A 23,551-nucleotide genomic window follows, 5' to 3' on the forward strand; every position below is an offset into this window, starting at 1 on the left:
CGAACGGCCGCTGTCGCTGGATCAGCACGTCCTGAAGAATGTGAGCGTTATCAGGATTCTGAGCACCGCGACGAACTTTTCCCGTCCACACCCGTCAATCACAGCGGCCGCTGCGGCGGCAAAAGTGGGCGCCCCGCGCGCCGGAAGCAACCTGACCAAGGACTGTCACCATGTTCAAGCCTCTCCTCCTGGGCGCGAGCCTCGCTGCCCTCCTCGCTGGCTGCGCCAGCCATTCCCCCCAAGCGCTGGACCAACGTCTACTTGGCGAATGGCAAGGCATGCGCGACAAGAACGGCCCTTGCCAGTTCTTCGCCTGGAACTCCAGCTTTCGCCCTGACGGCCGATTCGAGATCAGCTTCTTCGCCGACGAGGACAGAACTCGCCTGATCCAGACCGAGCGCGGCACCTGGACGGCCAGCAACGGCAAGAACCACCTGACCACCGACGGCCTGAAAACCACCGAGGTGTACGACTACCGCTTCGTCGATGCCGACACTGTCGAGTACGTCAGCACCAAGGCCGACCCGACCGCCGATTGCCAGGCCGACTACCGATTCACCGAGCACCGCGTTGGTCATTAATAAAGCGGGCGCCGCCGGCCAGTCCGACAGCGCCCGCCTCAAGGAGGAACATCATGAAGAACCTGATCGCCCTGTTAAGCGCCGGCGCCCTGCTCGGCGGCTGCATGACGCTGTCCGGCACCTATCAGCTCACGCTGCAGGATGCCAACGGCCAGCCGCTTGCACAGAACGTCAGCATGGTCGCCGAGGGCAGTGGCATCTATAGCGCGCGCAATGCCCTGTGTTCGGCGTATCCGGATGCCACTGTCATCATCCGCGATGCCAAAAGCGGCGAAGAACTGAAGAGCGAAAGCCCTTACAAGTGCTGAGCCAAGGCGGCGGTCACTCGATACGGATGCGGTATTCGACGGCCCGCCGTTCCTGCTGATCGGGGAAGGAGGAGAAGCTGACCGAATCCTCCCCGGGCGTGTCACCGGCCAGGTAGATGTAGCGATCCACCTTGGCCACATCGCCGTCGACCTGATACTCACGCTTCCAGCGCCCCAGCTTCGGCGTGCTGTTGCCGATTTTTTCCACCGGCGTCCAGAGCTCGCTGCGCGTCTTGCGCCCCTCCTCGCTGAGCTGGTCGAGCACCACACAGCGCTCGCCGGGCTTGACCCGCACCGGGATCACGAAATTGCCATGCACTTCATCGCGAAACGCGGCGCCGGTATCCACCTCGCAGGCCAGGCTCTGCAGGCTGACCGAGAGCAGCGCCGCTGCGCACCACAACTTTTTATTCACGGGCTCACCACTTCATTAGCCTGGTAGCGCTGCGCCGGCTGGACAATCTGCTCCTGGGCGCTGACCAGCGGCAGGTCGCGCGAACCTTCAGCGGTGGCCTCTACCAGGGCGTACAGCGTAGCGGTAGCCAGCTCCAGCGCATGGGGCAAGGCATGGCCGGACAGCAAACGCGCCAGCAGGGTCGCCGAGAACACGTCGCCCATGCCATTGGGCAAAGGATGCAGCGCCAGGCGCGGCGTGTTTACCAGCCAGGCGCCCTCGCCATTGACCGCCAGGGTGCACAGCTGGTCCGCGGGAATGTCCGGCGTGGCCAGGCTGGTGATCACCACCACGTCCGGCCCGCGGCCGCGCAACTGACGCGCCACGCGCACCGCTTCGTCGACGCTGCCCAGCTTGCTGCCGGTGAGCAGCTCGAACTCGAACTGGTTGGGGGTGATGATGTTGGCGCAGGGAATCGCCAGGTTACGCAGGAAATCGGGGATCGCCGCATTGACGAACACGCCCCGCCCGACATCGCCCATCACCGGATCGCACAGGTAGCGCACGCCGGGATTGTCGCGGCGGATCTCGTCCACCGCCTCGAGAATCACCGCGCCGATGGCCGCATCGCCCAGGTAACCGGACAGCACCGCCGAAACCCGCGACAACGCACCGCGATCACGCAGGCCGGCGAGCACCTCGCGAATGTGCTCGGCATCGAACACCTGGCCGCGAAACTGGCCGTAACCGGTGTGGTTGGAAAACTGCACCGTGTGCACCGGCAACACTTCGAAGCCCAGGCGCTGCAGCGGGAACACGGCGGCGTCGTTGCCGACGTGACCAAGTGCGACGTGGGACTGGATGGATAGCACCAGAGGTGGGTGGGTAGCGCTCATGGGCGGGCGGGATCCTGTCATGGACGGCGCAAGGCCAGTGGCGGCATTATTCGCCAATCCCCCCTGAGATTCCATGGCAAACGGAGTGCCCAATGCCCTACCCCATCGACCCGGTCATTCAGGAACAGCCCTCGGGTTGCGGCATCGCTGCCTGTGCGGCGCTGGCCGGGGTCGGTTATGAAGAAAGCCGTCGTATCGCCAACGGGCTCGGCATTTACGCCGAAGACCAGGCGCTGTGGTCGGACACCGAATACGTGACCCGACTGTTGCACGCCCAAGGCCTCGAGGCCCAGGCACCAGCACCGTTTTCAGGCTGGGAGCGTTTGCCTGATCGCGCATTGCTGGCCATCCGCTGGCGCCTGGAAAACGGCCAGCCGTTCTGGCACTGGGTGGTGTTCGCCCGCGACGCCGGGCAAGCTCGTGTGCTGGACTCCAAGCGCGCCCTGAAGCATAACGTGCGCACCGACTTCTGGCGTATGCAGCCCAAATGGTTCATGGCCGTCACTGTCGACAAGTAGAGAACGTCACGCCAATGACCGCACGAATACGCGCCATCCAGGCGGATATCACCACGCTCGAGGTCGATGCCATCGTCAATGCCGCCAACTCGTCACTGCTCGGTGGCGGCGGCGTGGATGGCGCCATCCATCGTGCCGCCGGCAGCGACCTGCTACACGAATGTCGCCTGCTCGGCGGCTGCAAGACCGGCGAGGCCAAACGCACCGGCGGCTACCGATTGCCAGCGCGCTTCATCGTGCACACCGTGGGGCCCGTCTGGCGTGGCGGCGAGCAAGGCGAAGAGGCGCTGCTGATCGCCTGCTACCGCAACGCCCTGCGCCTGGCGGCCGAGGTGGCCGCCCATTCCATCGCTTTTCCAAGCATCAGCACCGGTATCTTCGGCTATCCGATCGAGCAGGCAGCTCGTACCGCGGTGAGCACGGTACGGGCCGAACTGGCGCGGCATCCCGGCGTCGACGAGGTGCTGTTCTGCTGTTTTTCGGCTAATGACTTGGCGATCTACCAGAAGGCATTAGCCGAACCACACTGACTCAGCCGGACAGGCATCAGCCAACGGTACGGTCAGGCCCTGGCGATCTCGGGAGCCAGCAGCCACTCGGCACTGTCGTTCCAGACGTCCATCCGAGTGATCTTGCCGTTGCGCACTTCGAAACGATCCAGATAGCGGTTACCGGAAAAACTGCTGCCATCCGGCCACTCGCCATACAGCGTGCCGTTCGAATAGACGACGGTGTGGTCGTCACGCTCGGTCCAGTCGAACTGACCGAGGGCCTTTTTCACCCAGGCGTAACGCGAGCCGTTGAAGGCCGTGATGTCCTGGGGCGTGGGCATGTGCCGCCCGCCAGTGAAGGTGATGCGCACGTCATCACTCATGTAGGTGGCGGCCTTGACCGGGTCCGGCGCCATGGAAGCAGCTAGAAAATCGCTAACAATCTGCACCGCTTCATTCATCTCGCTCATGAATTGCTCTCCTGCTTCATTGATTGGCCGAGACACCTCTCGTGCCTGGATGTGGTGCGACATGCACGCTATTCGTGCATATCTGCCCTGATCTGTGTGGGACAACCCCGGCAGCACCAGTCTGCGCGTTATGGCACCAGGCTTGCTAGCAAATTATATACAAATGCTAGCAATCAGGAGAAAGGTCATGCGCAAACTGTTACCCCCACTACGCCGACTGCTGCCTTGCGCGGCGGCCGCCAGCCTTGCCATGGCGCTGAGCGCTCCGCTGCTCGCCGAGGAGCCGATCAAGGTCGGCTTGGTGGCCGCCCTGTCCGGGCAGTCGGCGAAATCCGGCGAGGCGCTGACCCGCGGCTTGACGGTGGCGATAGATGAAATCAACGCCAAGGGCGGCATCCTCGGCCGACCGGTGCAATTGATTCGTCGCGACGATGAAAGCAACCCGGCCAAGGGCATGCTGGCCGCCCGCGAACTGGCGCAGCGGGAAAAGGTCGCCGTGCTGTTCGGTGGCCTCGACACCCCGGTTTCCCTGGCCATCGTGCCATTGGCCAATCAACTGAAGGTGCCGTTCATGGGCATCTGGGCTGCTGGCACCAAGATCACCGAGAACGGTGCGAAGGACAATTACGTATTCCGCGTCTCGGCGGTGGATGAGCTGGTCGACGAAGCACTGGTCGAGTACGGCGTGAAGAAAGGCATGAAGAAGCCAGGGATGATCCTGATCAACAATCCCTGGGGCGAATCCAACGAAATCGGTTTCAAGGATGCCCTGGCCAAACGCGGCATGGATTACGCCGGCATCGAGCGCATCGAAGACAGCGACCTCGACGTGGTGCCGCAACTGACCCGCCTGAAGAATGCCGGCACCGACACCCTGCTGATGGTCGGCAACGTCGGCCCTTCGGCCCAGGTGGTCAAGTCCCTCGATCGCATGGGCTGGGACGTACCGGTGGTTTCCCACTGGGGCCCGGCAGGCGGCCGCTTCAGCGAGCTGGCCGGCCCCAACGCCAGCCGCGTGCACTTCATCCAGACCTACGTGTTCACCGAGAACAACAGCGCCAGGGGTGACAGCGTGCTGGCGGCCCTCAAACAGCGCTTCCCGGAGATCAAGAGCCTGGCCGACGTGACCCCGGCAGTAGGGATCGCCAATGCCTACGACGCCATGCACCTGGCCGCCGCGGCCATCGAAAAGGCCGGCGACACCCAGGGCAGCAAGGTTCGCGATGGTTTCTATGCAATCGACAGCTACCAGGGCCTGATCAAGGACTACGCCCAGCCCTTCACCCCGACCAAGCACGACGCCCTGGGCCCGGACGACTACGTCTTCACCCATTTCGTCGACGGCCGCATCGTTCCACTCGCCCCCTGAAGCCGTGAACGGGCGGGCCCTGGCGGCCTGCCCGGAGGATTATCGTCATGATCACCGCCGCCATCATCACCGGGCTCGGGCTGGGCAGCATGTATGCCCTGCTCGCCCTGGGCTTTCACATCACCTATGTGGTGTCACGCACGGTCAATTTCGCCCAGGGCAGCGCCATGATGGTTGGCGCCGTACTCGGTTACAGCTTCCACATCACCTGGGGCTGGCCGCTGTGGCTGGCAATTCCGGCCACCCTGGCGCTGTGCGCCCTGTATGGACTGATCATCGAGCGTTTTCTGGTTCGCCCCTTCCATTCGCGCGGCTCCGAAGCCTGGCTGATGGCGACGGTGGCGGCAGGCATCCTGGTCGACAACCTGGCGCTGTTCACCTTTGGCAAGGAGCCACGGCAGTTCACCTCGGCGCTGGCCAACCAGCATCTGGAGCTGTTGGGCAACAATGTCGGCGTGCTGCAACTGCTGATTCCGCTGGTAGGCGGCGGCATCGCCCTGGCGTTGTTTCTGGTACGCCGCCATACCCGCCTGGGCAAGGTACTGGAAGCCTGCGTGCAGAACCCCAGGGCGGCGATGCTGATGGGCATCCGCGTCAACCGGGTGGTGGCCGTGGCCTTTGCGGTGTCGACCGTGTTCGCCGCCATCGCCGGCCTGCTGATCGCGCCACTGTTCAGCGTGAATGCCGAGATGGGCCTGCTGTTCGGCCTCAAGGCCTTCGCCGTGGCGATTCTTGGCGGCATCGCCAGCGCTGGCGGGGTATTCGCCGCCGGCCTGCTGTTCGGGTTGGTCGAGGCGCTGGTGACCCTCTATTTCGGCTCGGCCTTCACCCAGTTGTTCACCTTCGCCCTGGTCATCCTGGCCCTGGCGCTGCGCCCCAATGGCCTGTTCGGCAGCAAGACCCTGGTGAAAGTATGACCCTGAAGAATTCGCTGTTCGCTCCCGCTTCCCTGGCCCTGCTGACGCTGGCCTGCATTGCCGCCACGCTGCTGCTCGACAGCTACTCGCTGCTGGTCTTCACCTTCTGCGCGCTGGCCGTGGTGGTCGGCGTGGGCCTGAACATTCTGATCGGCCTGAGCGGGCAGATCTCTTTCGGCCACATCGCCTTCTACGCCATCGGCGCCTATGTGTCCGCGCTGCTGACCATGGCCGGCCTGCCCCTGGGCCTGGCGGTGATCGCCGCCGGCCTGGCCTGCGCGGCCATCGGCGCGTTGCTGGCGATTCCGGCCCTGCGCGTCAGCGGCCCGTACCTGGCGATGATCACCATCGCCTTCGCCCTGGTGGTGCACCACGGTTTGATCGAATGGCGCTCGCTGACCGGCGGTGCCAACGGCCTGATGGGCATTCCCATGCCGGAAATCGGCAGCCTCGATCCGAGCGTGGGCCTGGCGCTGATCGCCACCGGCCTGATGATCGCCGCCCTGGCGCTGTTCCAGCGCCTGCGTCGCAGTGGCTGGGGCATGGCCATGCGCGCCGTGAAATCCACCGAGATCGCCGCCCGCTCCCTCGGTTTCAACCCGGTGCAGACCAAGACCCTGGCCTTCGCCCTGTCCGCCCTGCTGACCGGCCTGGCCGGTTCCCTGGTGGCGCCGCTGATGATGTTCATCAACCCGGCCTCGTTCCCCTTCTCGCAATCGATCCTGTTCGTGCTGGCCGTGATCGTCGGCGGCAGCGGCACCCTGTTCGGCCCGCTGCTCGGCGCCCTGCTGATCGTGCTGCTACCGGAGATGCTCTCGGATTTCGCCGAATACCGCCTGCTAATCTTCTCGGTGCTACTGCTCTGCGTGCTCTGGGCTGCACCGCGAGGGCTGCTCGGCACCCTGGCCAACCTGTGGCTGCGACCTGCCCATCAGGCCGCCCCGGCGACTTTCGATCAGGCGCGACTGAGCGCCTTCTTCCAGCAGGACAACGCCGCCCCGGAAGGCCTGCAGGTCAAGGACATCGGCATTCGCTTCGGCGGCGTGCAGGCGGCGCAACACGTCAGCCTGCACGCACCGGCGGGCAGCATCACCAGCATCATCGGCCCCAATGGCGCGGGCAAGACCACGGTGCTGAACATGATCAGCGGCTTCTACGCACCCGATAGCGGCAGTATCGACCTGGGCCGCCCCCTGGCCGGCCTGCCGGCCTGGAAGATCGCCCGCGCCGGCATCGCCCGCACCTACCAGACCACCCAGCTGTTCGGCGAACTGTCGGTGCTGGAGAACCTGCTGGTGGCCATGCAGCAGGGGCGTCTCGGCCTGCCCTTGAAGTGCGCCAGCGAAACCCGGCGCCAGTTGGCGCTGCAGTTGCTGACGCTGGTCGGTTATGGCGGCTCGGTGAACACCCCGGCCGATGACCTGGCCCACGTCGACCGCCGCCTGGTGGAAATCGCCCGCGCCCTGGCCACCTGCCCACGCGTGCTGCTGCTCGACGAGCCGGCCGCCGGGCTCAGCCGCAGCGACACCGATCGCCTGGCGGGCCTGTTCAGAACCCTGGCCGGGTTCGGTATCGCCGTCATTCTGGTCGAACACGACATGGGCCTGGTGATGGCCGTTTCCGAACGCCTGCTGGTGCTCGACGCCGGCAAGCCCATCGCCTGGGGCGTGCCGGAAGAGGTGCGCAAGGACGAACGGGTGATCGCCGCTTACCTGGGCGGCACCCGCTATCAGGCCACACCGCGGGCCAAGGCCTGGGATGGCTCGCGTAACGCACGCCTGTACATCAAGGATCTGGTGATCGACTACGGCGCCGCACCGGTGGTCGACAAGGTCAATATCGTGGTCAACCCTGGCGAGCTGATCGCCATCCTGGGCGCCAACGGAGCCGGCAAGTCGAGCATCCTGCAGTGCCTGGCCGGGCTGCACAGAGCCAGTGGCGGCAGCATTCTGCTCGACAACGAGAACATCGAACACGCCGACGCCAGCACCATCGCCACCCAGGGCCTGGCCCTGGTGCCGGAGGGCCGTCAGGTGTTCGCGCAACTCAGCGTGCGTGACAACCTGCTGCTCGGCGGCTACTCGCGCAAGGAAGCCTTCGATGCCGAGGCGGAAATCGACAGCATCCTGCGGCGCTTCCCGCGCCTGCGTGATCGCATCGACAGCGCGGCCGGACTGCTCTCCGGCGGTGAGCAGCAGATGGTGGCGATTGGCCGCGGATTGATGGCCAAGCCGAAGATCCTGCTGCTCGACGAGCCTTCCCTGGGCCTGTCGCCCGCCATGATCGGCGAGCTGTACGACGCCCTGGCCGCCCTGCGCGACGAAGGTGTGACCCTGCTGCTGGTCGACCAGATGGCCAACCTCGCCCTGCAGGTGGCCGATCGCGCCTACGTGCTGGAAACCGGACGCATCGTCAAATCCGGCAGCGCCGAAGCACTGCGCGGCGACCCGGAGCTAGAAGCGGCTTACCTGGGAGGCGCCGCAGCATGAGCGCCCTGACCCTCATCAATGCCCGCCTCGGCGCCGATGCCACGGCACTTGAGACCCTGTACGTGGAAGACGGCCGCTTCGTCAGTGCGCCAGGTGCCGGCGCCGAGACCCTCGACCTGCAGGGCAAGCTGCTGCTACCCGGCCTGGTGGAAACCCATATCCATCTGGACAAGGCCTGCATCATGCAGCGCTGCCAGCTGAGCGAAGGCACCCTGGCCGAGGCCATCGCCCAGACCCGCTCGGCCAAGGCCGAGTTCACCGAGGCGGACGTCTACCAACGCGGTGCCCAGGTGCTCGACAAGGCCATCATCCAGGGCACCACGCACATGCGCACGCACGTCGAGATCGACCCGCAGATCGGCCTGACCGGCTTCAATGCGGTACGCCGCCTGCAGGCCGATTACGCCTGGGCCATCAGCCTGGAAATCTGCGTATTCCCCCAGGAGGGCCTGCTCAACAACCCCGGCACCGAAGCCCTGCTGTGCGAGGCGCTGGCCCTGGGCGCCGAAGTACTGGGCGGCTGCCCCTACACCGACGCGGTCCCCGACGCACAGATCCGCCGGCTGTTCGAACTGGCGGTGGCGTTCGACCGCGATCTGGATTTCCACCTGGATTTCGACCTCAACCCCGAAGGCATGACCATCGGCGAGGTGATCCGCTGCACCCACCAGCACGGCTGGGGTGGCCGGGTGACCATCGGCCATGTCACCAAGCTCTCGACGCTGCCCAGGGAGACCCTGCTGGCGGTCGCCCAGTCGCTGGCCGAGGCCGGCGTGCAGGTCACCTGCCTGCCGAGTACCGACCTGTTCCTCACCGGACGCGAACACTTCCAGAACCGGCCCCGTGGCCTGGCGCCCCTTCAGCACCTGCACGCCTGTGGCGTGACCTGCTCGCTGTCGACCAACAACATCGGCAACCCCTTCACCCCATATGGAGACGCCTCGCTGGTGCGCCAGGCCAACCTGTTCGCCAACGTCAGTCAACTGGCGACCGAAGCCGAACTGCTGCGCTGCATGAGCTGGGTGTCGAGCGAGTCGGCGCGCCTGCTGCGCCTGCCCGACTATGGCCTGACGCCCGGCTGCCGCGCCGACTTCATCGTCTTCGATGCGCCCTCGCCGGCCGCCGTGGTGGCCGAGATCAGCCCGCCACTGATGGGCTACAAGGCTGGCCGCAAAACCTTCGAGCGCGCCCAGGCAAGGCTGCTCAAGCCATGACGGCGCCCATCGTGAAGGTCGCAGGGTCGGCAGCCGAGGCTCGTGCGCCAAGCTGGGGCCTATTCATCCGCGCTGCGCAGATATCGCCGCGATCAAGTTACTGAAAACAGCCAAGTAACTGATTTATATCAATTTATCAACCTGGAACGGCACGTGCTTGCAGCTCTGCATTCGCCACATCTGAAAACAGGGAAAACCGATGAAAGACCGCAAACCTGAAAACCGTTCTCTCCAGCTGGATCGTCGCCAATTGCTGAAGTGGCTGGGCGTGACGGGAAGCGCGCTGACGCTCGGCAGCCTGCTTCCCGCTGGCGCGTTCGCCGACGACGAGGAAATTCGTATCGGTTACTGGCCCATCGTCGGCGGTCTTCCGCTGTATGTCGGCCTGGAGCAGGGCTTCTTCAAGGACGCCGGGCTGAACGTCAAAGGCGTCAAGTTCTCCAGCCCGCAGCAAATCGTCGAAGGCATGATTACCGGTCGCATCCACGGTTGCGCCAACGGCACCGCGACCGGCGCCCTCGGCCTCGGCGCGATCACCATGCCGGGGCTGTTCAAGATCATCTGCTCCAACCCGTCGAATCACCGGCTGGTTCTGGATGAGTTTCTGGTTCCGCTCGACAGCACCGCGCAAAGCATCGGCGACCTGAAAGGCAAGAAAATCGCCTGCGGCCCCGGCATCCAGAACGTCACCATGGCCAAGATCATTCTGGAAAAAAATGGCTTTACCGATCCGTCGGTCATCGAGCTGCCTGTCGGCCAGCACGCGCCAGCCCTCGCGGCCGGCCAGATCGACGGGGTCTAAACCCTGGAGCCGACCGGCACCGTTGGGCGCATGAAGAACCTGTCGCGCACCCTGGAAACCGGCGTCATCTCCAAATACGTGCTCGGCAATGCCGATGCGCCCTGGTTCGGTGGCGCAGCCGCACTCAACAGCAGCTTCATCGAGCGCAAGCCGGAGCAGGCGAAGGCCTTCATCGCCGCCTACCAGAAGGCCGTGGAATTCATCGCCGCGCAGCCTGAGCAGGCACGCAGGAACATCGTCGGCTACACCAGCATCGAAGCGGATCTGGTCAACGAGGTGCCGCTGCCTGGCTTCGTCATGTATTCCGAATTGCAAGGCGACAACCTGCGGTGGTTCCAGAAGTTCTATGACGTGTTCACCGAGCGGAACATCTTCAGCAAACCGATCGATGTGGCTGCGCTGATCTATCAGGGCTGAGGAGAATCGTCATGACATCACCCTGGTCCTCGCGCCTGCTGCCGCTGATCGGCCCGCTGCTGCTGTTCGCGTTATGGCAGCTGGCCGTCAGCGCACAGTGGCTGAATCCGGTTCTGCTGCCCTCGCCGCTCGAAACCCTGGGCTTCATGTTCCAGTCGTTCAGCGAGTCGTCCATGCGCACCGACATCGCTTCGACCCTCTACCGAACGTTGGCCGCGTTCGCCTTCGCGGCTGCGGTGGGTGTGCCCCTGGGGGTCATTCTGGGCAGTAGCGAAAGGGTCTACCGCAGCCTGGAGTTCCTGATCGACTTCTTTCGCTCGACGCCCTCCTCGGCGCTGATCCCGCTGTTCATGCTGATCTTCGGCATCAGCGATGCGAACAAGATCGCCATCGCCGCGTTCGCCGCCGTGCTGGTGATTCTGTTCAACAGCGCCTACGGCGTGATGAACGCCAAGAAAACCCGGCTGATGGCCGCCAAGGTGATGGGCATATCGCGCTGGCACATTTTCAAGGACATCCTGCTGATGGAAAGCCTGGCGCAGACCTTCGTCGGCTTGCGTACCGGGGTGTCCATCGCCCTGGTCATCGTGATCGTCGCGGAAATGTTCATCGGCTCGGAGAACGGCCTGGGCCACCGCATCATCGATGCCCAACAGGTCTTCAACATCAAGGACATGTACGCCTCGATCCTGATCACCGGCGCCCTGGGCTATCTGCTCAACCTGGCGTTCCTGCTCATCGAGAAAAAAACCGTCCACTGGAGTAGCCAGGCATGACGCACGCGCTTTCCCTCGCCACTCTCGGCACCTCGCCAGCAGCCGGAGCAGCACCACGCGCCGACACCCATGTCACCATTCGCGGCTTGAGCAAGGCCTTTGCCGGTCAGCCGCTGTACACCGACCTGGATCTCGATCTGCCGCGCGGCAAGATCGTCTCGACCTTCGGCCCGAATGGCTGCGGCAAGTCGACCCTGATGAACATGATCGCCGGCCTGCTGCCGATGGACAAAGGCGAGATTCTGTTCGATGGCAAGACGCTCGCCCAGACCACCATCGGCTACGTATTCCAGAACTATCGCGATGCGTTGTTCCCGTGGATGAGTGCGCGCGCCAATATCGCCTACCCGCTGGTTCGCCAGGGCATGAGCAAGGCGGATGTGAACGCACGCGTCGATGAGCTGACGCAGATGTTCGATATCCGCTTCGATCTGAATCGTTACCCCTACGAGCTTTCCGGCGGCCAGCAGCAGACCGTGTGCATCATGCGGGCGCTGGCACCGCGCCCGGAGGTGATGTTCCTCGACGAGCCGTTTTCCGCGCTGGACTTCGAGATGACCTTGTTCATCCGCGACAAATTGCAGGAGGTGCAACTGGCGACCGGCGTCACCATGCTGATCGTGTCTCACGACCTGGAAGACGCGGTATTTCTGGCCGATGAGATCCTGTTGCTGACCCGACGCCCCACCCGGGTTGCCGAAATCGTCAGGTTCGACCTGCCCCGCCCACGGGGTGCGGAGATCATGAGCCATCCCGAGTTCGTTCGGGTCAAGGCCCATACGCTGGAGGTGTTCAGGCGCGAGATGGCGCTTTGAGCAGCGGTTCGAGATCGGCCGCGCCGATGGCAGCGCTGTGCGGTGGCGGAAGCCGTCGCCTTACAGTCCCGCCAGGGCCTGGCGCAGGTTGATCTCGGGCTCGGCCTGGTCGTCCAGATCGAGCTGATCCTCGAGTTCGCCCAGGTGTTCGAGCATCACCGCGACCGCCTGCTGCTGGTCACCCTTTTCCAGCGCGGCGATGATCTGCTGGTGCTCGTCCGAGGCGCAGGACGGCACGTCATTGCGCTGGTAGAGGGCGACGATCAGTGAGCTGCGCACCATCAGGTTGGCGAGAATTTCACTGAGCACCGAATTGCCGCTGATCTCGCCGAGCATCAGATGAAACTCGCTCAGCTCGCGAACGATGGCACGGCGGTCGGTAGCGCTGGTGGCCTTGCGCTCGTTGCGCATGTGCGTGGTCACCCGCTGGCGTTGCGCGTGCATGATTGCCGGCGTGATGCTTTCGACGATGGCCCGCTCGATGGCGCGCCTCGCCGCGAATATCTCCCGCGCTTCCTTGGCACTGGGCTGAGCGACCATCGCGCCACGGTTCGGCTCGATGGTGACCACGCGCTGCAAGGCCAAACGTTGTAGCGCCGCCTGAACATGATTGCGATTGGCCTGGAGGGTCTCGACGATCTGCGCTTCGATCAGACGCGTCCCGGGTGGCAAGCGATGCTGCGCGATAGCCTTGAACAACACATCGACGATGCGCTGCACTTCGGCTTGCTTGCTGGTGACGGTCTTCGCGGCCATCTCTTCCTCTGATCCCGGGTAGACGAGCCGTGCTGACTCGTCGCGAACACTACGGCTGGCGCATTATCCGCCAGCTATGTGAGCGAGGTAAATACGCTTGGCTAGCGCTAAGCCAATGCCCGGGCGGCATGCCAAACCCTGGCGTCAGCCGCACACGCCAGCATGGCATACCTACACGATAGCCTGGTGTTGCTAGCCATAAGCGGTAACGATGCTAACGAAGCGATATCTTTTACGTTCGCCGATTCGGAACGAATGCACTACGTCATCGCTCTACCATGCCGCGAGCCCGATGCACTCGGCGGATGCCCGAGAGATTGCGATTCGCATAATTGGCTAAGCACTGCCGCCATGAGCGGCAGCTCAACAGCGTCAAGGAGCTCCTCAAGCATGACGACCCCAACTCCCCAGCAGCAGTGGCAAGCCGCCGTGCTGGACTACGCCCGGCAGGTCAATCGCTATGTCGAGCAGGGCCTAAGCCAGGGCTGGGATGGCCTGAAAGAACCACAACTGGCGCCGACCGAGCATTTGCTGCCGGCTCTGCTGGAGGCGTTGCAGGCCGCCAATGAAACCAACGCGGATGACGCCAGCCACGCCACCTTGCGTACCGACTGGCCACCGGCCCATCTGCCGCTGGTGCCCCTGCTGGATGCCCAGGCCCAGGCGATCAACGCGCTCGCGCTGCTCGATGACGGCAGCCTGCTGGCCCGCGTCGGTAGCGCCTACGAGCGTGGACGCCTGGTGCATATTCACGGCAACCAGTGGCACGACGTGATCGACATCGATTTTTTCGGGCGCTGCCCGGCACGCCGTTATTTCGCGTTCGCCAGAGCATCCGGCATCAGCGTGCACGATGGCTGGAACGGCCCGCAGGTCGCTCAGTTCAAGTGGCCCACCGGCCTGGAAGGCTTGCCGGAGGATGCCGGGTTTACAGCGCTTGAACATCCGCCGACGCCGACCGCACTGACTCCCTTCCCGGATGGCCAACGTGTGCTGCTGGTCAGCTCGGATGGCATTTTCGTGCTGGCCAAGGAGGCCACCACGCGCTTGTTGCCGCGCCCGGCAGATATCCGCGAAGACTTGCGCAGGGGCACGCCCACCGATGACATAAGCCTGGGCCTGTCGATGGAACACGGCGCCATATCGGCGGATGGCCGCTGGATCGCGGTCGGCGAGCAGTGTGGTAGTCATCTGGTATTCGACAGCGACCTGCAGCAGGTCGCCGAGGTCGGTCCGGCAGGCGAGTATCCGCATTTCGCCCTGTTCAACAACCGCAGCGACCGCCTGATCCTCAACGCCTGCCACTTCTACAACGGCGCCACACTGAGCGTCGCCGTGGCCGACTTGCCAGGCCTGCAAACCGATTTCTACAGTGATGATGAGCGCACTCCGGTCGTGCAGGAGGGTGCCCGTGTGTACGCGGGTGTTTCCCGTGGCGATACGTTCATCGTCGGTGATGCTTACGGCTATCTACGCGCCTTCGACGACCAAGGCAACGAACGTTGGCAGCACTTCATTGGCTCGACCATCTGCGCCATGGACCTGTCGGCCGATGGCAACACCCTGGCGGTGTCGAGTTATGCGGGCTTCGTCTGCGTGATCGATCTGGACGCCGGTCGCCCGGCCTGGCAGATCGGCACCGGCGAACACCATGAACGGCAACGCTGGCTGTTCTGGAAAGGCCAAAGCAAACCGCTGCGTTGGTGAGAGCACGCGGTATCGAACGTGAACCTCGGCCAGCGACGTGGCGCTGCGTTGCGCACAAAAGCACGCGGCACAGCGCCCTTGTGCACCAGTATGCCTGAGGTGATCAAAACGCCAGCTTGTAACCGATCACCATCAGCATGATCGCCAGGAACGGGCGCAGCACGTTGTCCGACACGCGACCGGACAGGTGGCTGCCGAAGAAGATGCCCGGCAACGAGCCCAGCAGCAGGTAGCCCAGCACACCCCAGTCCAGATTGCCGAGCCCGGCATGGCCAAGACCGGCCACCAAGGTAAGCGGCACGGCATGAGCGATCTCAGTGCCCACCAGGCGGCGCGTGGCCATCAGGGGATAGAGCAGAAACAGCGCCACGGTGCCTAGAGCGCCGGCGCCGATGGAGGTGAGGGTGACCATGAAACCGAGAACCGCCCCCACCAACACGGTCAGCGCGTTGAGGCGGGCCGGGCTGAAGTGGAAGCCGTCACCGGCATGGCGGCTGGCGAAGGCGAACAGTTGCTTCTTGAACAGAATCGCGGTGGCGGTCAGCAGCAGCACGATACCCAGGGCGTTCTTGATCAACGCATTGGTGGCGTGCTGGTCGCCTGGCATCAAGGTCAGCGCCAGCAAGGTGAGCAACGACGCCGGCACACTGCCGGCCGCCAACCAGCCGGTCACCGTCCAGTCGATATTGCGGTTGCGCTGGTGAACGAACACGCCCCCCGCCTTGGTGATCGCCGCGTACAGCAGGTCGGTTCCCACGGCCGCCGCCGGATTGATGCCGAACCACAGCAGGATTGGCGTCATCAGCGAACCGCCGCCCACGCCCGTCATCCCCACGATAAAGCCTACTACCAGCCCCGCGATGACGAAGCCCAAGCCACCAAAATCCATACCTGCCCCAATTGCCGTCGTCGGCTCATTTGTCAGGCGCGCAGGATAACCACTTGAACATAAAGGACATATACCGAGTAAGCATTTGCTTATAACAGTTATATAGATTGAGCTTTCCGCTGCCCGGCGCTACTCAATCTGCGGCGCGTCGATAGGCCATATGGATCAGCGGAAACGGCCGCCCTTCTCCATCGGTATCACTACGCCCGGTGTCCTGAAAACCGTAACGGCGGTAGAAGCCATGAGCTGCCGGGTTCTGTTCGTTAACGTCTACGGTCAGCGGGCCGAGACGACACCGGGCATAGTCCAACAGCCGTGAACCCACACCCTGGCCGTGGCAATCGGGATCGACAAACAGCATTTCCACATGGCTTTCGTTGAGGCCGATAAAGCCCAGTATCCGCTGGTTTTCATTTACACAGACATGCAAGGCCACCGCATGCAGGTACAGCTCGCCCACCTGACGGTGCAGCAGGTCGATATCCACCGCACTGAGAAAGTCGTGGGTGGCCAGCACCGCACGGTGCCAGATGGCCAGCAACTCGTCGTGGTCAGCCGCCAGGGCAGGACGGATCAGCATGCTCAGCTCCAGTAAGCTCGAAAAGGCGATGCAGCCTAGCCAGTGCGGTCGTTACGGGCAAACCCAGGTTTTCATAACGTGTCCAGGCCACACGCCTGTTAGCATGGCCCGCCGCTCTTCGCCCGGCACCTGAGGACGCCCATGTCGCCACCGCCACACGCCCCCCTGCAACGCTATCGGCATGCCGTCGAGGAATTGGGCTTCGTTGCCGATGATGCTCAACTGGCCGCCGCCCAGGTGCTGCAGCGCTGCCATGACGAGCTGCACGCCGCGGCTGCCCATTCCGTTCAGGGCGTCTATCTCTGGGGCCCGGTCGGGCGTGGCAAGACCTGGCTGATGGACAGTTTCCATGGGGCGCTGCAGGTGCCCGCCCGGCGTCAGCACTTTCATCACTTCATGGGCTGGGTGCACCGCCGCCTGTTCGAGCTGACCGGCACCGCCGAGCCCCTGCAGGTGCTGGCCCGGGAACTGGCGGCGGAGATCCGCGTGCTGTGCTTCGACGAACTGTTCGTCAGCGACATCGGCGACGCCATGCTGCTGGGGCGGCTGTTTCGTTGCCTGTTCGACGAGGGCGTGGTGCTGGTCGCCACTTCCAACCAGCCGCCGGAGCAGCTGTACGCTGGAGGCCATAACCGCGAGCGCTTCCTGCCGGCCATCGACGCCCTGATGCAGCACATGCAGGTGGTGGCGGTGGACGGCAGCCAGGATCATCGCCAGCACCCCGGCCAGCGACACCAGCGCTATTGGGTTCGCCAAGCCGGCCAGCCGAGCGCCCTCCCCGCGCTATTGGCGGCACTGCGCCAGGGCGAGCCGGTCAGCCACGAGCCGCTGCAGGTCGGCCATCGTCGGATCACCGTGCACGACCACAGCGAACGGGTGCTGCACGGCAGCTTCGGCCAGCTTTGCGAGCAACCGCTGGCGACCGGGGACTTCATCCTGCTCTGTGATCGTTTCAAGGCCATCGTGCTGGGCGAGGTACCGGCCCTCAGCGCCCAGCAGCGCCCGGCGAAGATCGCGCGCGGCACCGAAGACGCCGCCGAACGGGTGGAGGCCGGCGACCGCCAACTGCCGGCGCTGTCGATTCATGACAATGCCGTGCGCCGCTTCATCGCCCTGGTGGACGAGTGCTACGACCGTCGCGTGCCGCTGTACGTGGAAGCCGCCGTGCCGCTGGATGCTCTGTATACCGAGGGCTACCTGGCCTTCGCCTTCCGCCGCACCCTGAGCCGCCTGCAGGAAATGCAGCTGGAGCGGTTTGGCTGACGGCGCGCGCAATCCAATAGGTAGCCTGGGTTGAGCACAGCGATACCCAGGGTCGACGACTCAGCTTGCAGTTGCAGGCACCAGCCCGAGAAACGCCTGGATCTGCGCCTTCTTGGCGATGGCGTCCTGATAGCCCAGCTCGATCAGTTCGCTGCAGTAACCCGGCTCGAACAGCAGGTAGCTGAGCACACCGCCGCCACCGTCGCGGGTCGCCCCAGGGCCGCGCAGGAACAGGCGCAGCGCCGCCGGCATCTCGCGGCGGTGGCGTGCGGCAATTACATCCAGCGGTTGGCTCGGCGAAATCACCAGCACTTCCACCGGGGTCAGCCCGTAGGTGCGGCTGCGCTGTTCTTCAGGCACCAGGCGGCCGAGTTGGTTGAGGCGCTCGAGCAGCTCGATATCGCTTTCCACATTATCGATGAAAGTGCTGTTGAGCATATGACCGGCAATCTGCGCCAGGCTCGGCTGCACACCGCCCGGTACCGGCGCTGGTGCGCCGCCGGCCTGATTGCCGACCGGGTTGCCACTGACGCCCACCACCAGCACCTTGGTCGCCCCCAGGTGCAAGGCAGGGCTGATCGGCGCCATCTGCCGCACGGCGCCGTCGCCAAAGTATTCGCGGTTGATCTTCACCGGTTCGAAGATCAGCGGAATCGCCGTGCTGGCTAAGAGGTGCGGCAACGCCAGACGCGTTGGCACGCCGACCCGACGATGACGGAACCAGGGATCGATGGCCGCGCGGCCTTGGTAGAAGGTCACCGCCTGGGCCGACTCGTAACCGAACGCAGTCACCGCCACGGCGCGCAGCTGGCGATGGCGAACCGCCGCGGCGATGCCGGAGAAATCCAGTTCCCGCTCGAGCAGCTTGGCGAGCGGCGAGCTGTCGAGCAGCGCCACCGGCACCTGCTTGCCGAGGCCGAGCATGCTGTGGCCGATGAAGCGGCTGGCCTGACGCAGCACGCCGGGCCAATCGCTGCGGTACACCTGATCAGTATGAAAACTGCGCCATACGCTGCTCAGGCGCTTGACCGCCTCGCGAAAATGCAGCGCCCCGCAGGCCAGGCTGACGGCGTTGATGGCCCCCGCCGAGGTGCCGACGATGACCGGAAAGGGATTATGCGACGACTCCTCGGGCAACAGCTCGGCGATCGCCGACAGCACACCGACCTGATACGCAGCCCGTGCGCCACCGCCGGAAAGGATGAGCCCAGTGGTGGCCGGGTTGCCGCTAGCGTCCTGCTTCATTGCGTCGATTCCCGTTCGGGTGGTCAGTAGAGCTTGGGCTCGCCTTCTGGACGGGTCTTGAAGCGCCGATGCGCCCACAGGTACTGCTCGGGGCACGTGACGATGGCCTGCTCGACCCACTGGTTGACACGCAGGCAATCGGCCTCTTCATTCTCACCGGGAAAATCGCTCAGCGGTGGGTGGATGGTCAAACGATAGCCGCCGCCATCGGGCAGGCGCATCTGGGTGAACGGCAACACGATAGCGCGGCCGAGGCGCGCGAACTTGGTGGTGGCCGTAACGGTCGCCGCCTGGATGCCGAACAGCGGCGCGAACAGGCTCTGCTTGCGGCCATAGTCCTGATCCGGTGCGTACCAGATCGCCCGACCGGCACGCAGCACCTTGATCATCGCCCGCACGTCCTCGCGCTCGATAGCGGTGGCGTCCAGGTTATGGCGTTCGCGGCCACGACGCTGCACGAAATCGAACACCGGGTTGCCATGTTCACGGTACATGCCGTCGATGGTGTGCACCTGGCCGAGCAAGGCGGCGCCGATTTCCAGGGTGGTGAAGTGCACGGCCATGAGAATCACGCCCTGCCCTTGCGCCTGGGCCTGCTGCAGGTGCTCGATGCCCTCGATGTGGGCCAGGCGCGCCAGCTTGTGGCGCGGCCACCACCAGCTCATGGCCATCTCGAAGAAGGCGATGCCGGTGGAGGCGAAATTCTCCTTGAGCAGACGCTCGCGCTTGTCTGCCGGCATGTGCGGGAAGCACAGTTCCAGGTTGCGCGTGGCAATACGCCGACGCGAGCCGGCCGTGTGATACATCAACCAGCCCAGGCCACGGCCCAGACGCAGCAACGCGCCGTAGGGCAGCTGCACGGTCAGCCACAGCAGGCCGAGCCCGGCCCACAGCGGCCAGAACCGCGGGTGAAGGAAGGTGCGACGAAAGACGGGACGATCCATTGACGATCCAGGATGGCGTTCAAAGCCGCCTAGTCTACCAGCACGTTCGCCGCTCTCGGGAGTGAGGCGTCAGGGCGCTCAGCGCTGCCAGTCGATCTGCAGGGTTTCGTCGGCCACCATGCGTTGCATGTGGTCGGCCACCACCGGTTCGAGGCGATCAAGCGTGTCGGTATCCGGTGCCTCGATGACCGCCACCAGGCCACCCTCGAAACGGGTCAGGGTGAGGCGAGCCGGGTCGAAGACGATCTCGCCGAGCTGCTCGTCGAAGCTCACCTGGAATTTGTGGCTCCAGTGCCGGCACAGCCGGGTCAGACAGCGCTGGCCCTGTTCGGTGGTGACCGTTGCACGGGATTCAGGCATGGGAATGCTCCTGGTGGGATTGAAGACGCCCGGAATCTAGCACGCAGCCTGGCTGCCCGGCATACGCCATTATCGATGCAATCAATCGAAAACCCCGGACTTGCACGGCAGCCGAGGCGGCGTCAGGATCGTGCCCAGCCAATAGCAACATCCGCCCACCTGGCCTGGAGAATGTCATGCAAGAAGTCGTCATCGTCGCCGCTACCCGTACCGCCATCGGCAGCTTCCAGGGAGCGTTGGCCGATGTGCCGGCCACCGAACTCGGCGCCGCGGTGATCCGCCGCCTGCTCGAGCACACCGGCCTGGACGGCGCGCAGGTCGACGAAGTGATTCTTGGCCACGTGCTGACCGCCGGCGCCGGGCAGAACACCGCCCGCCAGGCCGCGATCAAGGCCGGCCTGCCCCACGCCGTGCCGGCACTGACCCTCAACAAGGTCTGTGGCTCGGGCCTCAAGGCCCTGCACCTGGGCGCCCAGGCGATCCGCTGTGGCGACGCCGAGGTGATCATCGCCGGTGGCATGGAGAACATGAGCCTGGCGCCCTATGTGCTGCCCAAGGCGCGCACCGGGCTGCGCATGGGCCACGGGCAACTGGTCGACACCATGATCAGCGATGGCCTGTGGGACGCCTTCAACGACTACCACATGGGCATCACTGCCGAGAACCTGGTGGACAAATACGCCATCAGCCGCGAGGAGCAGGACGCCTTCGCCGCCGCGTCACAACAGAAGGCCATTGCCGCCATAGAGGCCGGGCGCTTCGCAGATGAGATCACCCCGGTCCTGATTGCGCAGCGCAAGGGCGAGCCCCTGGCCTTCGCTACCGATGAACAGCCACGCGCCGGCACCACGGCCGAAACCCTGGGCAAGCTCAAGCCCGCATTCAAGAAGGACGGCAGCGTGACCGCCGGCAACGCCTCGAGCCTCAATGACGGCGCCGCGGCGGTGCTGCTGATGAGCGCGAACAAGGCCGAGGCGCTCGGCCTGCCGGTGCTGGCAAAGATCAAGGCGTATGCAAACGCCGGCGTCGACCCGGCGATCATGGGCATCGGCCCGGTATCAGCCACCCGCCGCAGCCTGGAGAAAGCCGGCTGGACGCTGGATCAGCTGGACCTGATCGAAGCCAACGAAGCCTTCGCCGCCCAGGCCCTGTCGGTCGGCAAGGAGCTGGGCTGGGACGCCGGCAAGGTCAACGTCAACGGCGGCGCCATCGCCCTCGGCCACCCGATTGGCGCATCCGGCTGCCGAGTGCTGGTCACCCTGCTCCACGAGATGCTCAAGCGCGACGCCAAGAAGGGCCTGGCGACCCTGTGCATCGGTGGCGGCCAGGGCGTGGCGCTACTGCTCGAGCGCGACTGAAAACAGTGCGGCCCAGCTATTAGCTGGGCCTGCCCTTTCAGGCCCGGTTCGCGATACGATCAGGTCCCCACCCGATGAAGCTGCCCATGAGCGACCTCCCAACGCTGCACTACCTGTTCGCCGAATGCCGCAAACCCTGCCCCGAGCGCCCCGACGTCACGGCCATCGTGCTGTTCGCGCTGCTTAGCGAAGACGACGAAGTGGTCTACCTGGAACTGCGCTACACCGACTTCGCCAGCGGTCAGTTTGAAGGCGACCACCTGTGGCTGTCGCTCGAAGACGCGCTCGACGGCACACATGAGGATTACGGCATCAGCGAAGATGACTGGCGGCCGCTTACCGTCCGGGAAATAGCCCGTATCGACCGCAGTATCGAATGACGGCAGGCTCAGCGCCTGCCACACTACGCCGTTCAGCTCACCCGCTCGGCCACTGGCAGTTTGGCGATGGCCTCGCGGGTTTCCCGATCCTGGGCATCGCGCCAGGTGCGAAACGCGTCCAGCTCGCCGCCCCAGGTCTTCATCACCCAGGCCAGCACCGCCAGGTCGTCGACCAGGCCCAGGCCGGGAATGAAGTCGGGAATGGCATCCACGGGCAAGACGAAATAGATCAGCCCCGCCACGATGGCTACCAGCGCCTGCGGGTTGATCGCCCGGTAACTGCCGCGCCACCAGGCCACGCACAGCTCCTGCAAGAGGCTCAGGTCGCCCCTGATCGACGTCAGGCTGCGGGCGCCACCACCACTTTTGCGGGTGACCGCCAGCAACAATGCCGGCAACCGACCGCGCTTGAGAAAGCGCTGGGCGATAGGCAGATAGCGGGCGAAATTCCACGGCGCTTTCATGGTTACTCCTCGTCAGCCCGCATCGCTGCTGGGCTGTCTGTGGTTATCCACCATAGCTGTGGATAACCTTGTGAACAGTTATGGGATTAGCTTACCAAACCCCCCTGTCATGCGGCCTCGCCACAGATCGGACATTTTTTATCCAGCCGATAAAACCTTGCTAAATCAATCAGTTAAAAAAATCAAAAGATTTCGTTAAAAACCTGACCAACTGAATAAGAAGCCTTGTCGTGATGTGCATAACCCGGCATGTCAAGACTTGCATTGGCGCACATTTTGCGATTGGCAGACTGCAGAAACGACAACGCCCCGACAGGCGGGGCGTTGTTTTCAAGCAGCTGACCCTTACTTGGCCGGAGCGGCCTCAGGTGCTTGCGGAGCGGCTTGCTCCTGAGCGTTCTGGTCCTTGATGCCGAGCAGCTCGAGGTCGAACACCAGTACCGAGTTGGCCGGAATGGCCGGGCTCGGGCTCTGGGCGCCGTAGGCCAGTTCGGCCGGGATGTACAGCTTGATCTTCTCGCCTACGTGCATCAGTTGCAGGCCTTCGACCCAACCCGGGATCACGCCGCCAACCGGCAGGTCGATCGGGGTGCCACGCTCGATGGAGCTGTCGAATACGGTGCCGTCGGTGAGCTTGCCTTCATAGTGAACGGTAACCACGTCGTCAGCCTTGGGCTGCGGGCCGTCGGCCTTCTTGACGATTTCGTACTGCAGGCCCGAAGCGGTAGTGGTGACGCCGTCACGCTTGCCGTTCTCTTCGAGGAATTTCTTGCCGGCGGCAGCGGCTTCTTCGTTCATCTTGGTCATGCGCTCTTCGGCACGCTTCTGCAGAGAGGCGAAGGCCTCGATCAGCTCGTCGTCCTTCAGGCGCTGCTCTTTCTTGCCGATGGCGTCTTCGATGCCTTGAGCAACGGCTTTCGAATCCAGGTCGTCCATACCTTCCTGAGCCAGGCTCTTGCCCATGTTCAGACCGATACCGTAGGACGCTTTCTGCGCCGGAGTTTCCAGTTTTACGTCGCTGGTTTGCGAATCACAACCGGCGAGCACCAGGCCCACCAGGGCGATCGCTGCTGCCAAACGATGCTGTTTCATGCTGATTCCTTGTCCGCTGCGCCCTAGGGCTATCGAGTGAAGGCGCGAGCTTAGGG

At 64.2% G+C, this 23,551-nt stretch carries 27 protein-coding genes; 16 read left to right on the forward strand and 11 right to left on the reverse strand.

The features are described from left to right. Nucleotides 1-170 precede the first annotated feature (170 nt). Nucleotides 171-581, forward strand: coding sequence for a hypothetical protein (locus PVA39_RS13580; RefSeq protein ID WP_274124497.1), 411 nt, complete (start codon nucleotides 171-173; stop codon nucleotides 579-581). 53 nt (nucleotides 582-634) lie between these two features. Next, entirely contained in the window at nucleotides 635-889 is a 255-nt protein-coding gene (locus tag PVA39_RS13585; protein WP_274124498.1) for a hypothetical protein, read from the forward strand. A gap of 13 nt (nucleotides 890-902) precedes the next feature. On the opposite strand, the gene PVA39_RS13590 is transcribed toward PVA39_RS13585, so the two are convergent. Together PVA39_RS13590 and pdxY are read right to left on the reverse strand one after the other, a co-directional pair. Further along, entirely contained in the window at nucleotides 903-1,304 is a 402-nt protein-coding gene (locus PVA39_RS13590) for a hypothetical protein (protein WP_274124499.1), read from the reverse strand. Continuing rightward, nucleotides 1,301-2,179, reverse strand: coding sequence for a pyridoxal kinase PdxY (gene pdxY, locus PVA39_RS13595; RefSeq protein ID WP_274124500.1), 879 nt, complete (start codon nucleotides 2,177-2,179; stop codon nucleotides 1,301-1,303). The genes PVA39_RS13590 and pdxY overlap by 4 nt, the downstream gene beginning before the upstream one ends. Before the next feature lie 92 nt (nucleotides 2,180-2,271). On the opposite strand from pdxY, the gene PVA39_RS13600 reads away from it, so the two are divergent. Both PVA39_RS13600 and PVA39_RS13605 read left to right on the forward strand, forming a co-directional pair. Next, nucleotides 2,272-2,697 (forward strand): hypothetical protein, encoded by a 426-nt coding sequence (locus tag PVA39_RS13600; RefSeq protein ID WP_274124501.1) that lies wholly within the window; start codon nucleotides 2,272-2,274, stop codon nucleotides 2,695-2,697. Between the two features lie 14 nt (nucleotides 2,698-2,711). Next, on the forward strand, nucleotides 2,712-3,227 hold the full coding sequence (locus PVA39_RS13605; RefSeq protein ID WP_274124502.1) for an O-acetyl-ADP-ribose deacetylase: 516 nt from the start codon (nucleotides 2,712-2,714) through the stop codon (nucleotides 3,225-3,227). Between the two features lie 32 nt (nucleotides 3,228-3,259). Here PVA39_RS13605 and PVA39_RS13610 read toward each other — a convergent pair whose 3' ends face one another. Then, on the reverse strand, nucleotides 3,260-3,658 hold the full coding sequence (locus PVA39_RS13610; RefSeq protein WP_147177107.1) for a nuclear transport factor 2 family protein: 399 nt from the start codon (nucleotides 3,656-3,658) through the stop codon (nucleotides 3,260-3,262). Between the two features lie 187 nt (nucleotides 3,659-3,845). Between PVA39_RS13610 and PVA39_RS13615 the strand changes: the two genes are divergently transcribed. The 8 genes from PVA39_RS13615 to PVA39_RS13655 all read left to right on the forward strand — a co-directional run bounded on the left by PVA39_RS13615 (nucleotide 3,846) and on the right by PVA39_RS13655 (nucleotide 12,457). Next, nucleotides 3,846-5,027 (forward strand): ABC transporter substrate-binding protein, encoded by a 1,182-nt coding sequence (locus PVA39_RS13615; protein ID WP_274124503.1) that lies wholly within the window; start codon nucleotides 3,846-3,848, stop codon nucleotides 5,025-5,027. A gap of 47 nt (nucleotides 5,028-5,074) precedes the next feature. Then, the gene (locus tag PVA39_RS13620) at nucleotides 5,075-5,944 is read left to right on the forward strand and encodes a branched-chain amino acid ABC transporter permease (RefSeq protein WP_093503083.1); all 870 of its coding nucleotides are present in this window, start codon (nucleotides 5,075-5,077) and stop codon (nucleotides 5,942-5,944) included. Continuing rightward, a complete protein-coding gene (locus PVA39_RS13625) occupies nucleotides 5,941-8,433 on the forward strand; it encodes a branched-chain amino acid ABC transporter ATP-binding protein/permease (protein ID WP_443200965.1) in 2,493 nt (830 codons plus the stop codon). Before PVA39_RS13620 ends, PVA39_RS13625 begins: the two co-directional genes overlap by 4 nt. Beyond that, nucleotides 8,430-9,647 (forward strand): amidohydrolase family protein, encoded by a 1,218-nt coding sequence (locus PVA39_RS13635; protein WP_274124504.1) that lies wholly within the window; start codon nucleotides 8,430-8,432, stop codon nucleotides 9,645-9,647. The genes PVA39_RS13625 and PVA39_RS13635 overlap by 4 nt, the downstream gene beginning before the upstream one ends. Before the next feature lie 199 nt (nucleotides 9,648-9,846). Then, nucleotides 9,847-10,449: an ABC transporter substrate-binding protein gene (locus PVA39_RS13640; protein ID WP_274124505.1), complete on the forward strand. Its 603-nt coding sequence runs from the start codon at nucleotides 9,847-9,849 to the stop codon at nucleotides 10,447-10,449. 30 nt (nucleotides 10,450-10,479) lie between these two features. Continuing rightward, nucleotides 10,480-10,866, forward strand: coding sequence for a hypothetical protein (locus PVA39_RS13645; protein WP_274124506.1), 387 nt, complete (start codon nucleotides 10,480-10,482; stop codon nucleotides 10,864-10,866). Nucleotides 10,867-10,877: 11 nt separating this feature from the next. Further along, nucleotides 10,878-11,642: an ABC transporter permease gene (locus PVA39_RS13650; RefSeq protein ID WP_147177103.1), complete on the forward strand. Its 765-nt coding sequence runs from the start codon at nucleotides 10,878-10,880 to the stop codon at nucleotides 11,640-11,642. After that, on the forward strand, nucleotides 11,639-12,457 hold the full coding sequence (locus tag PVA39_RS13655) for an ABC transporter ATP-binding protein (RefSeq protein WP_274124507.1): 819 nt from the start codon (nucleotides 11,639-11,641) through the stop codon (nucleotides 12,455-12,457). Before PVA39_RS13650 ends, PVA39_RS13655 begins: the two co-directional genes overlap by 4 nt. A gap of 60 nt (nucleotides 12,458-12,517) precedes the next feature. On the opposite strand, the gene PVA39_RS13660 is transcribed toward PVA39_RS13655, so the two are convergent. Further along, nucleotides 12,518-13,213: a GntR family transcriptional regulator gene (locus PVA39_RS13660; protein ID WP_274124508.1), complete on the reverse strand. Its 696-nt coding sequence runs from the start codon at nucleotides 13,211-13,213 to the stop codon at nucleotides 12,518-12,520. A 390-nt stretch (nucleotides 13,214-13,603) separates the two neighbouring features. On the opposite strand from PVA39_RS13660, the gene PVA39_RS13665 reads away from it, so the two are divergent. After that, the gene (locus PVA39_RS13665) at nucleotides 13,604-14,920 is read left to right on the forward strand and encodes a hypothetical protein (protein WP_274124509.1); all 1,317 of its coding nucleotides are present in this window, start codon (nucleotides 13,604-13,606) and stop codon (nucleotides 14,918-14,920) included. Nucleotides 14,921-15,023: 103 nt separating this feature from the next. Here PVA39_RS13665 and PVA39_RS13670 read toward each other — a convergent pair whose 3' ends face one another. Together PVA39_RS13670 and PVA39_RS13675 are read right to left on the reverse strand one after the other, a co-directional pair. Beyond that, a complete protein-coding gene (locus tag PVA39_RS13670) occupies nucleotides 15,024-15,809 on the reverse strand; it encodes a sulfite exporter TauE/SafE family protein (protein ID WP_147177101.1) in 786 nt (261 codons plus the stop codon). Nucleotides 15,810-15,942: 133 nt separating this feature from the next. Continuing rightward, nucleotides 15,943-16,389, reverse strand: a complete 447-nt coding sequence (locus PVA39_RS13675; protein ID WP_093503065.1) for an acetyltransferase — start codon at nucleotides 16,387-16,389, stop codon at nucleotides 15,943-15,945. A 141-nt stretch (nucleotides 16,390-16,530) separates the two neighbouring features. Between PVA39_RS13675 and zapE the strand changes: the two genes are divergently transcribed. Beyond that, the gene (gene zapE, locus PVA39_RS13680) at nucleotides 16,531-17,652 is read left to right on the forward strand and encodes a cell division protein ZapE (protein ID WP_274124510.1); all 1,122 of its coding nucleotides are present in this window, start codon (nucleotides 16,531-16,533) and stop codon (nucleotides 17,650-17,652) included. Nucleotides 17,653-17,712: 60 nt separating this feature from the next. Here zapE and PVA39_RS13685 read toward each other — a convergent pair whose 3' ends face one another. The 3 genes from PVA39_RS13685 to PVA39_RS13695 all read right to left on the reverse strand — a co-directional run bounded on the left by PVA39_RS13685 (nucleotide 17,713) and on the right by PVA39_RS13695 (nucleotide 20,201). After that, nucleotides 17,713-18,897, reverse strand: a complete 1,185-nt coding sequence (locus PVA39_RS13685; protein WP_274124511.1) for a patatin-like phospholipase family protein — start codon at nucleotides 18,895-18,897, stop codon at nucleotides 17,713-17,715. Between the two features lie 23 nt (nucleotides 18,898-18,920). Beyond that, nucleotides 18,921-19,841 carry a lipid A biosynthesis lauroyl acyltransferase gene (locus PVA39_RS13690; RefSeq protein WP_274124512.1) on the reverse strand — a complete coding sequence of 307 codons (921 nt, stop codon included), beginning with the start codon at nucleotides 19,839-19,841 and terminating at the stop codon, nucleotides 18,921-18,923. 78 nt (nucleotides 19,842-19,919) lie between these two features. After that, on the reverse strand, nucleotides 19,920-20,201 hold the full coding sequence (locus PVA39_RS13695; RefSeq protein WP_274124513.1) for a DUF2218 domain-containing protein: 282 nt from the start codon (nucleotides 20,199-20,201) through the stop codon (nucleotides 19,920-19,922). A gap of 176 nt (nucleotides 20,202-20,377) precedes the next feature. Here PVA39_RS13695 and PVA39_RS13700 point away from each other — a divergent pair, with 176 nt between their 5' ends. After that, nucleotides 20,378-21,559, forward strand: coding sequence for an acetyl-CoA C-acetyltransferase (locus PVA39_RS13700; protein WP_274124514.1), 1,182 nt, complete (start codon nucleotides 20,378-20,380; stop codon nucleotides 21,557-21,559). 86 nt (nucleotides 21,560-21,645) lie between these two features. Next, a complete protein-coding gene (locus PVA39_RS13705) occupies nucleotides 21,646-21,939 on the forward strand; it encodes a hypothetical protein (RefSeq protein WP_274124515.1) in 294 nt (97 codons plus the stop codon). Between the two features lie 32 nt (nucleotides 21,940-21,971). Here PVA39_RS13705 and PVA39_RS13710 read toward each other — a convergent pair whose 3' ends face one another. Beyond that, nucleotides 21,972-22,403, reverse strand: a complete 432-nt coding sequence (locus PVA39_RS13710; RefSeq protein WP_274124516.1) for a YkvA family protein — start codon at nucleotides 22,401-22,403, stop codon at nucleotides 21,972-21,974. Between the two features lie 345 nt (nucleotides 22,404-22,748). Further along, nucleotides 22,749-23,495 carry an FKBP-type peptidyl-prolyl cis-trans isomerase gene (locus PVA39_RS13715; protein ID WP_013790822.1) on the reverse strand — a complete coding sequence of 249 codons (747 nt, stop codon included), beginning with the start codon at nucleotides 23,493-23,495 and terminating at the stop codon, nucleotides 22,749-22,751. Nucleotides 23,496-23,551 lie beyond the last annotated feature (56 nt).

Source organism: Pseudomonas sp. CNPSo 3701 (assembly GCF_028674975.1).
GTDB lineage: Bacteria > Pseudomonadota > Gammaproteobacteria > Pseudomonadales > Pseudomonadaceae > Aquipseudomonas > Aquipseudomonas straminea.

Coding starts and splice junctions, on each gene's coding strand:
- PVA39_RS13705 (WP_274124515.1), top strand. CDS start 21,646: ATGAGCGACCTCCCAACGCTGCACTACCTGTTCGCCGAATGCCGCAAA.
- pdxY (WP_274124500.1), bottom strand. CDS start 2,179: ATGAGCGCTACCCACCCACCTCTGGTGCTATCCATCCAGTCCCACGTC.
- PVA39_RS13615 (WP_274124503.1), top strand. CDS start 3,846: ATGCGCAAACTGTTACCCCCACTACGCCGACTGCTGCCTTGCGCGGCG.
- PVA39_RS13700 (WP_274124514.1), top strand. CDS start 20,378: ATGCAAGAAGTCGTCATCGTCGCCGCTACCCGTACCGCCATCGGCAGC.
- PVA39_RS13605 (WP_274124502.1), top strand. CDS start 2,712: ATGACCGCACGAATACGCGCCATCCAGGCGGATATCACCACGCTCGAG.
- zapE (WP_274124510.1), top strand. CDS start 16,531: ATGTCGCCACCGCCACACGCCCCCCTGCAACGCTATCGGCATGCCGTC.
- PVA39_RS13685 (WP_274124511.1), bottom strand. CDS start 18,897: ATGAAGCAGGACGCTAGCGGCAACCCGGCCACCACTGGGCTCATCCTT.
- PVA39_RS13585 (WP_274124498.1), top strand. CDS start 635: ATGAAGAACCTGATCGCCCTGTTAAGCGCCGGCGCCCTGCTCGGCGGC.
- PVA39_RS13645 (WP_274124506.1), top strand. CDS start 10,480: ATGAAGAACCTGTCGCGCACCCTGGAAACCGGCGTCATCTCCAAATAC.
- PVA39_RS13625 (WP_443200965.1), top strand. CDS start 5,941: ATGACCCTGAAGAATTCGCTGTTCGCTCCCGCTTCCCTGGCCCTGCTG.
- PVA39_RS13650 (WP_147177103.1), top strand. CDS start 10,878: ATGACATCACCCTGGTCCTCGCGCCTGCTGCCGCTGATCGGCCCGCTG.
- PVA39_RS13610 (WP_147177107.1), bottom strand. CDS start 3,658: ATGAGCGAGATGAATGAAGCGGTGCAGATTGTTAGCGATTTTCTAGCT.
- PVA39_RS13690 (WP_274124512.1), bottom strand. CDS start 19,841: ATGGATCGTCCCGTCTTTCGTCGCACCTTCCTTCACCCGCGGTTCTGG.
- PVA39_RS13695 (WP_274124513.1), bottom strand. CDS start 20,201: ATGCCTGAATCCCGTGCAACGGTCACCACCGAACAGGGCCAGCGCTGT.
- PVA39_RS13715 (WP_013790822.1), bottom strand. CDS start 23,495: ATGAAACAGCATCGTTTGGCAGCAGCGATCGCCCTGGTGGGCCTGGTG.
- PVA39_RS13660 (WP_274124508.1), bottom strand. CDS start 13,213: ATGGCCGCGAAGACCGTCACCAGCAAGCAAGCCGAAGTGCAGCGCATC.
- PVA39_RS13710 (WP_274124516.1), bottom strand. CDS start 22,403: ATGAAAGCGCCGTGGAATTTCGCCCGCTATCTGCCTATCGCCCAGCGC.
- PVA39_RS13600 (WP_274124501.1), top strand. CDS start 2,272: ATGCCCTACCCCATCGACCCGGTCATTCAGGAACAGCCCTCGGGTTGC.
- PVA39_RS13620 (WP_093503083.1), top strand. CDS start 5,075: ATGATCACCGCCGCCATCATCACCGGGCTCGGGCTGGGCAGCATGTAT.
- PVA39_RS13675 (WP_093503065.1), bottom strand. CDS start 16,389: ATGCTGATCCGTCCTGCCCTGGCGGCTGACCACGACGAGTTGCTGGCC.
- PVA39_RS13665 (WP_274124509.1), top strand. CDS start 13,604: ATGACGACCCCAACTCCCCAGCAGCAGTGGCAAGCCGCCGTGCTGGAC.
- PVA39_RS13640 (WP_274124505.1), top strand. CDS start 9,847: ATGAAAGACCGCAAACCTGAAAACCGTTCTCTCCAGCTGGATCGTCGC.
- PVA39_RS13670 (WP_147177101.1), bottom strand. CDS start 15,809: ATGGATTTTGGTGGCTTGGGCTTCGTCATCGCGGGGCTGGTAGTAGGC.
- PVA39_RS13635 (WP_274124504.1), top strand. CDS start 8,430: ATGAGCGCCCTGACCCTCATCAATGCCCGCCTCGGCGCCGATGCCACG.
- PVA39_RS13655 (WP_274124507.1), top strand. CDS start 11,639: ATGACGCACGCGCTTTCCCTCGCCACTCTCGGCACCTCGCCAGCAGCC.
- PVA39_RS13580 (WP_274124497.1), top strand. CDS start 171: ATGTTCAAGCCTCTCCTCCTGGGCGCGAGCCTCGCTGCCCTCCTCGCT.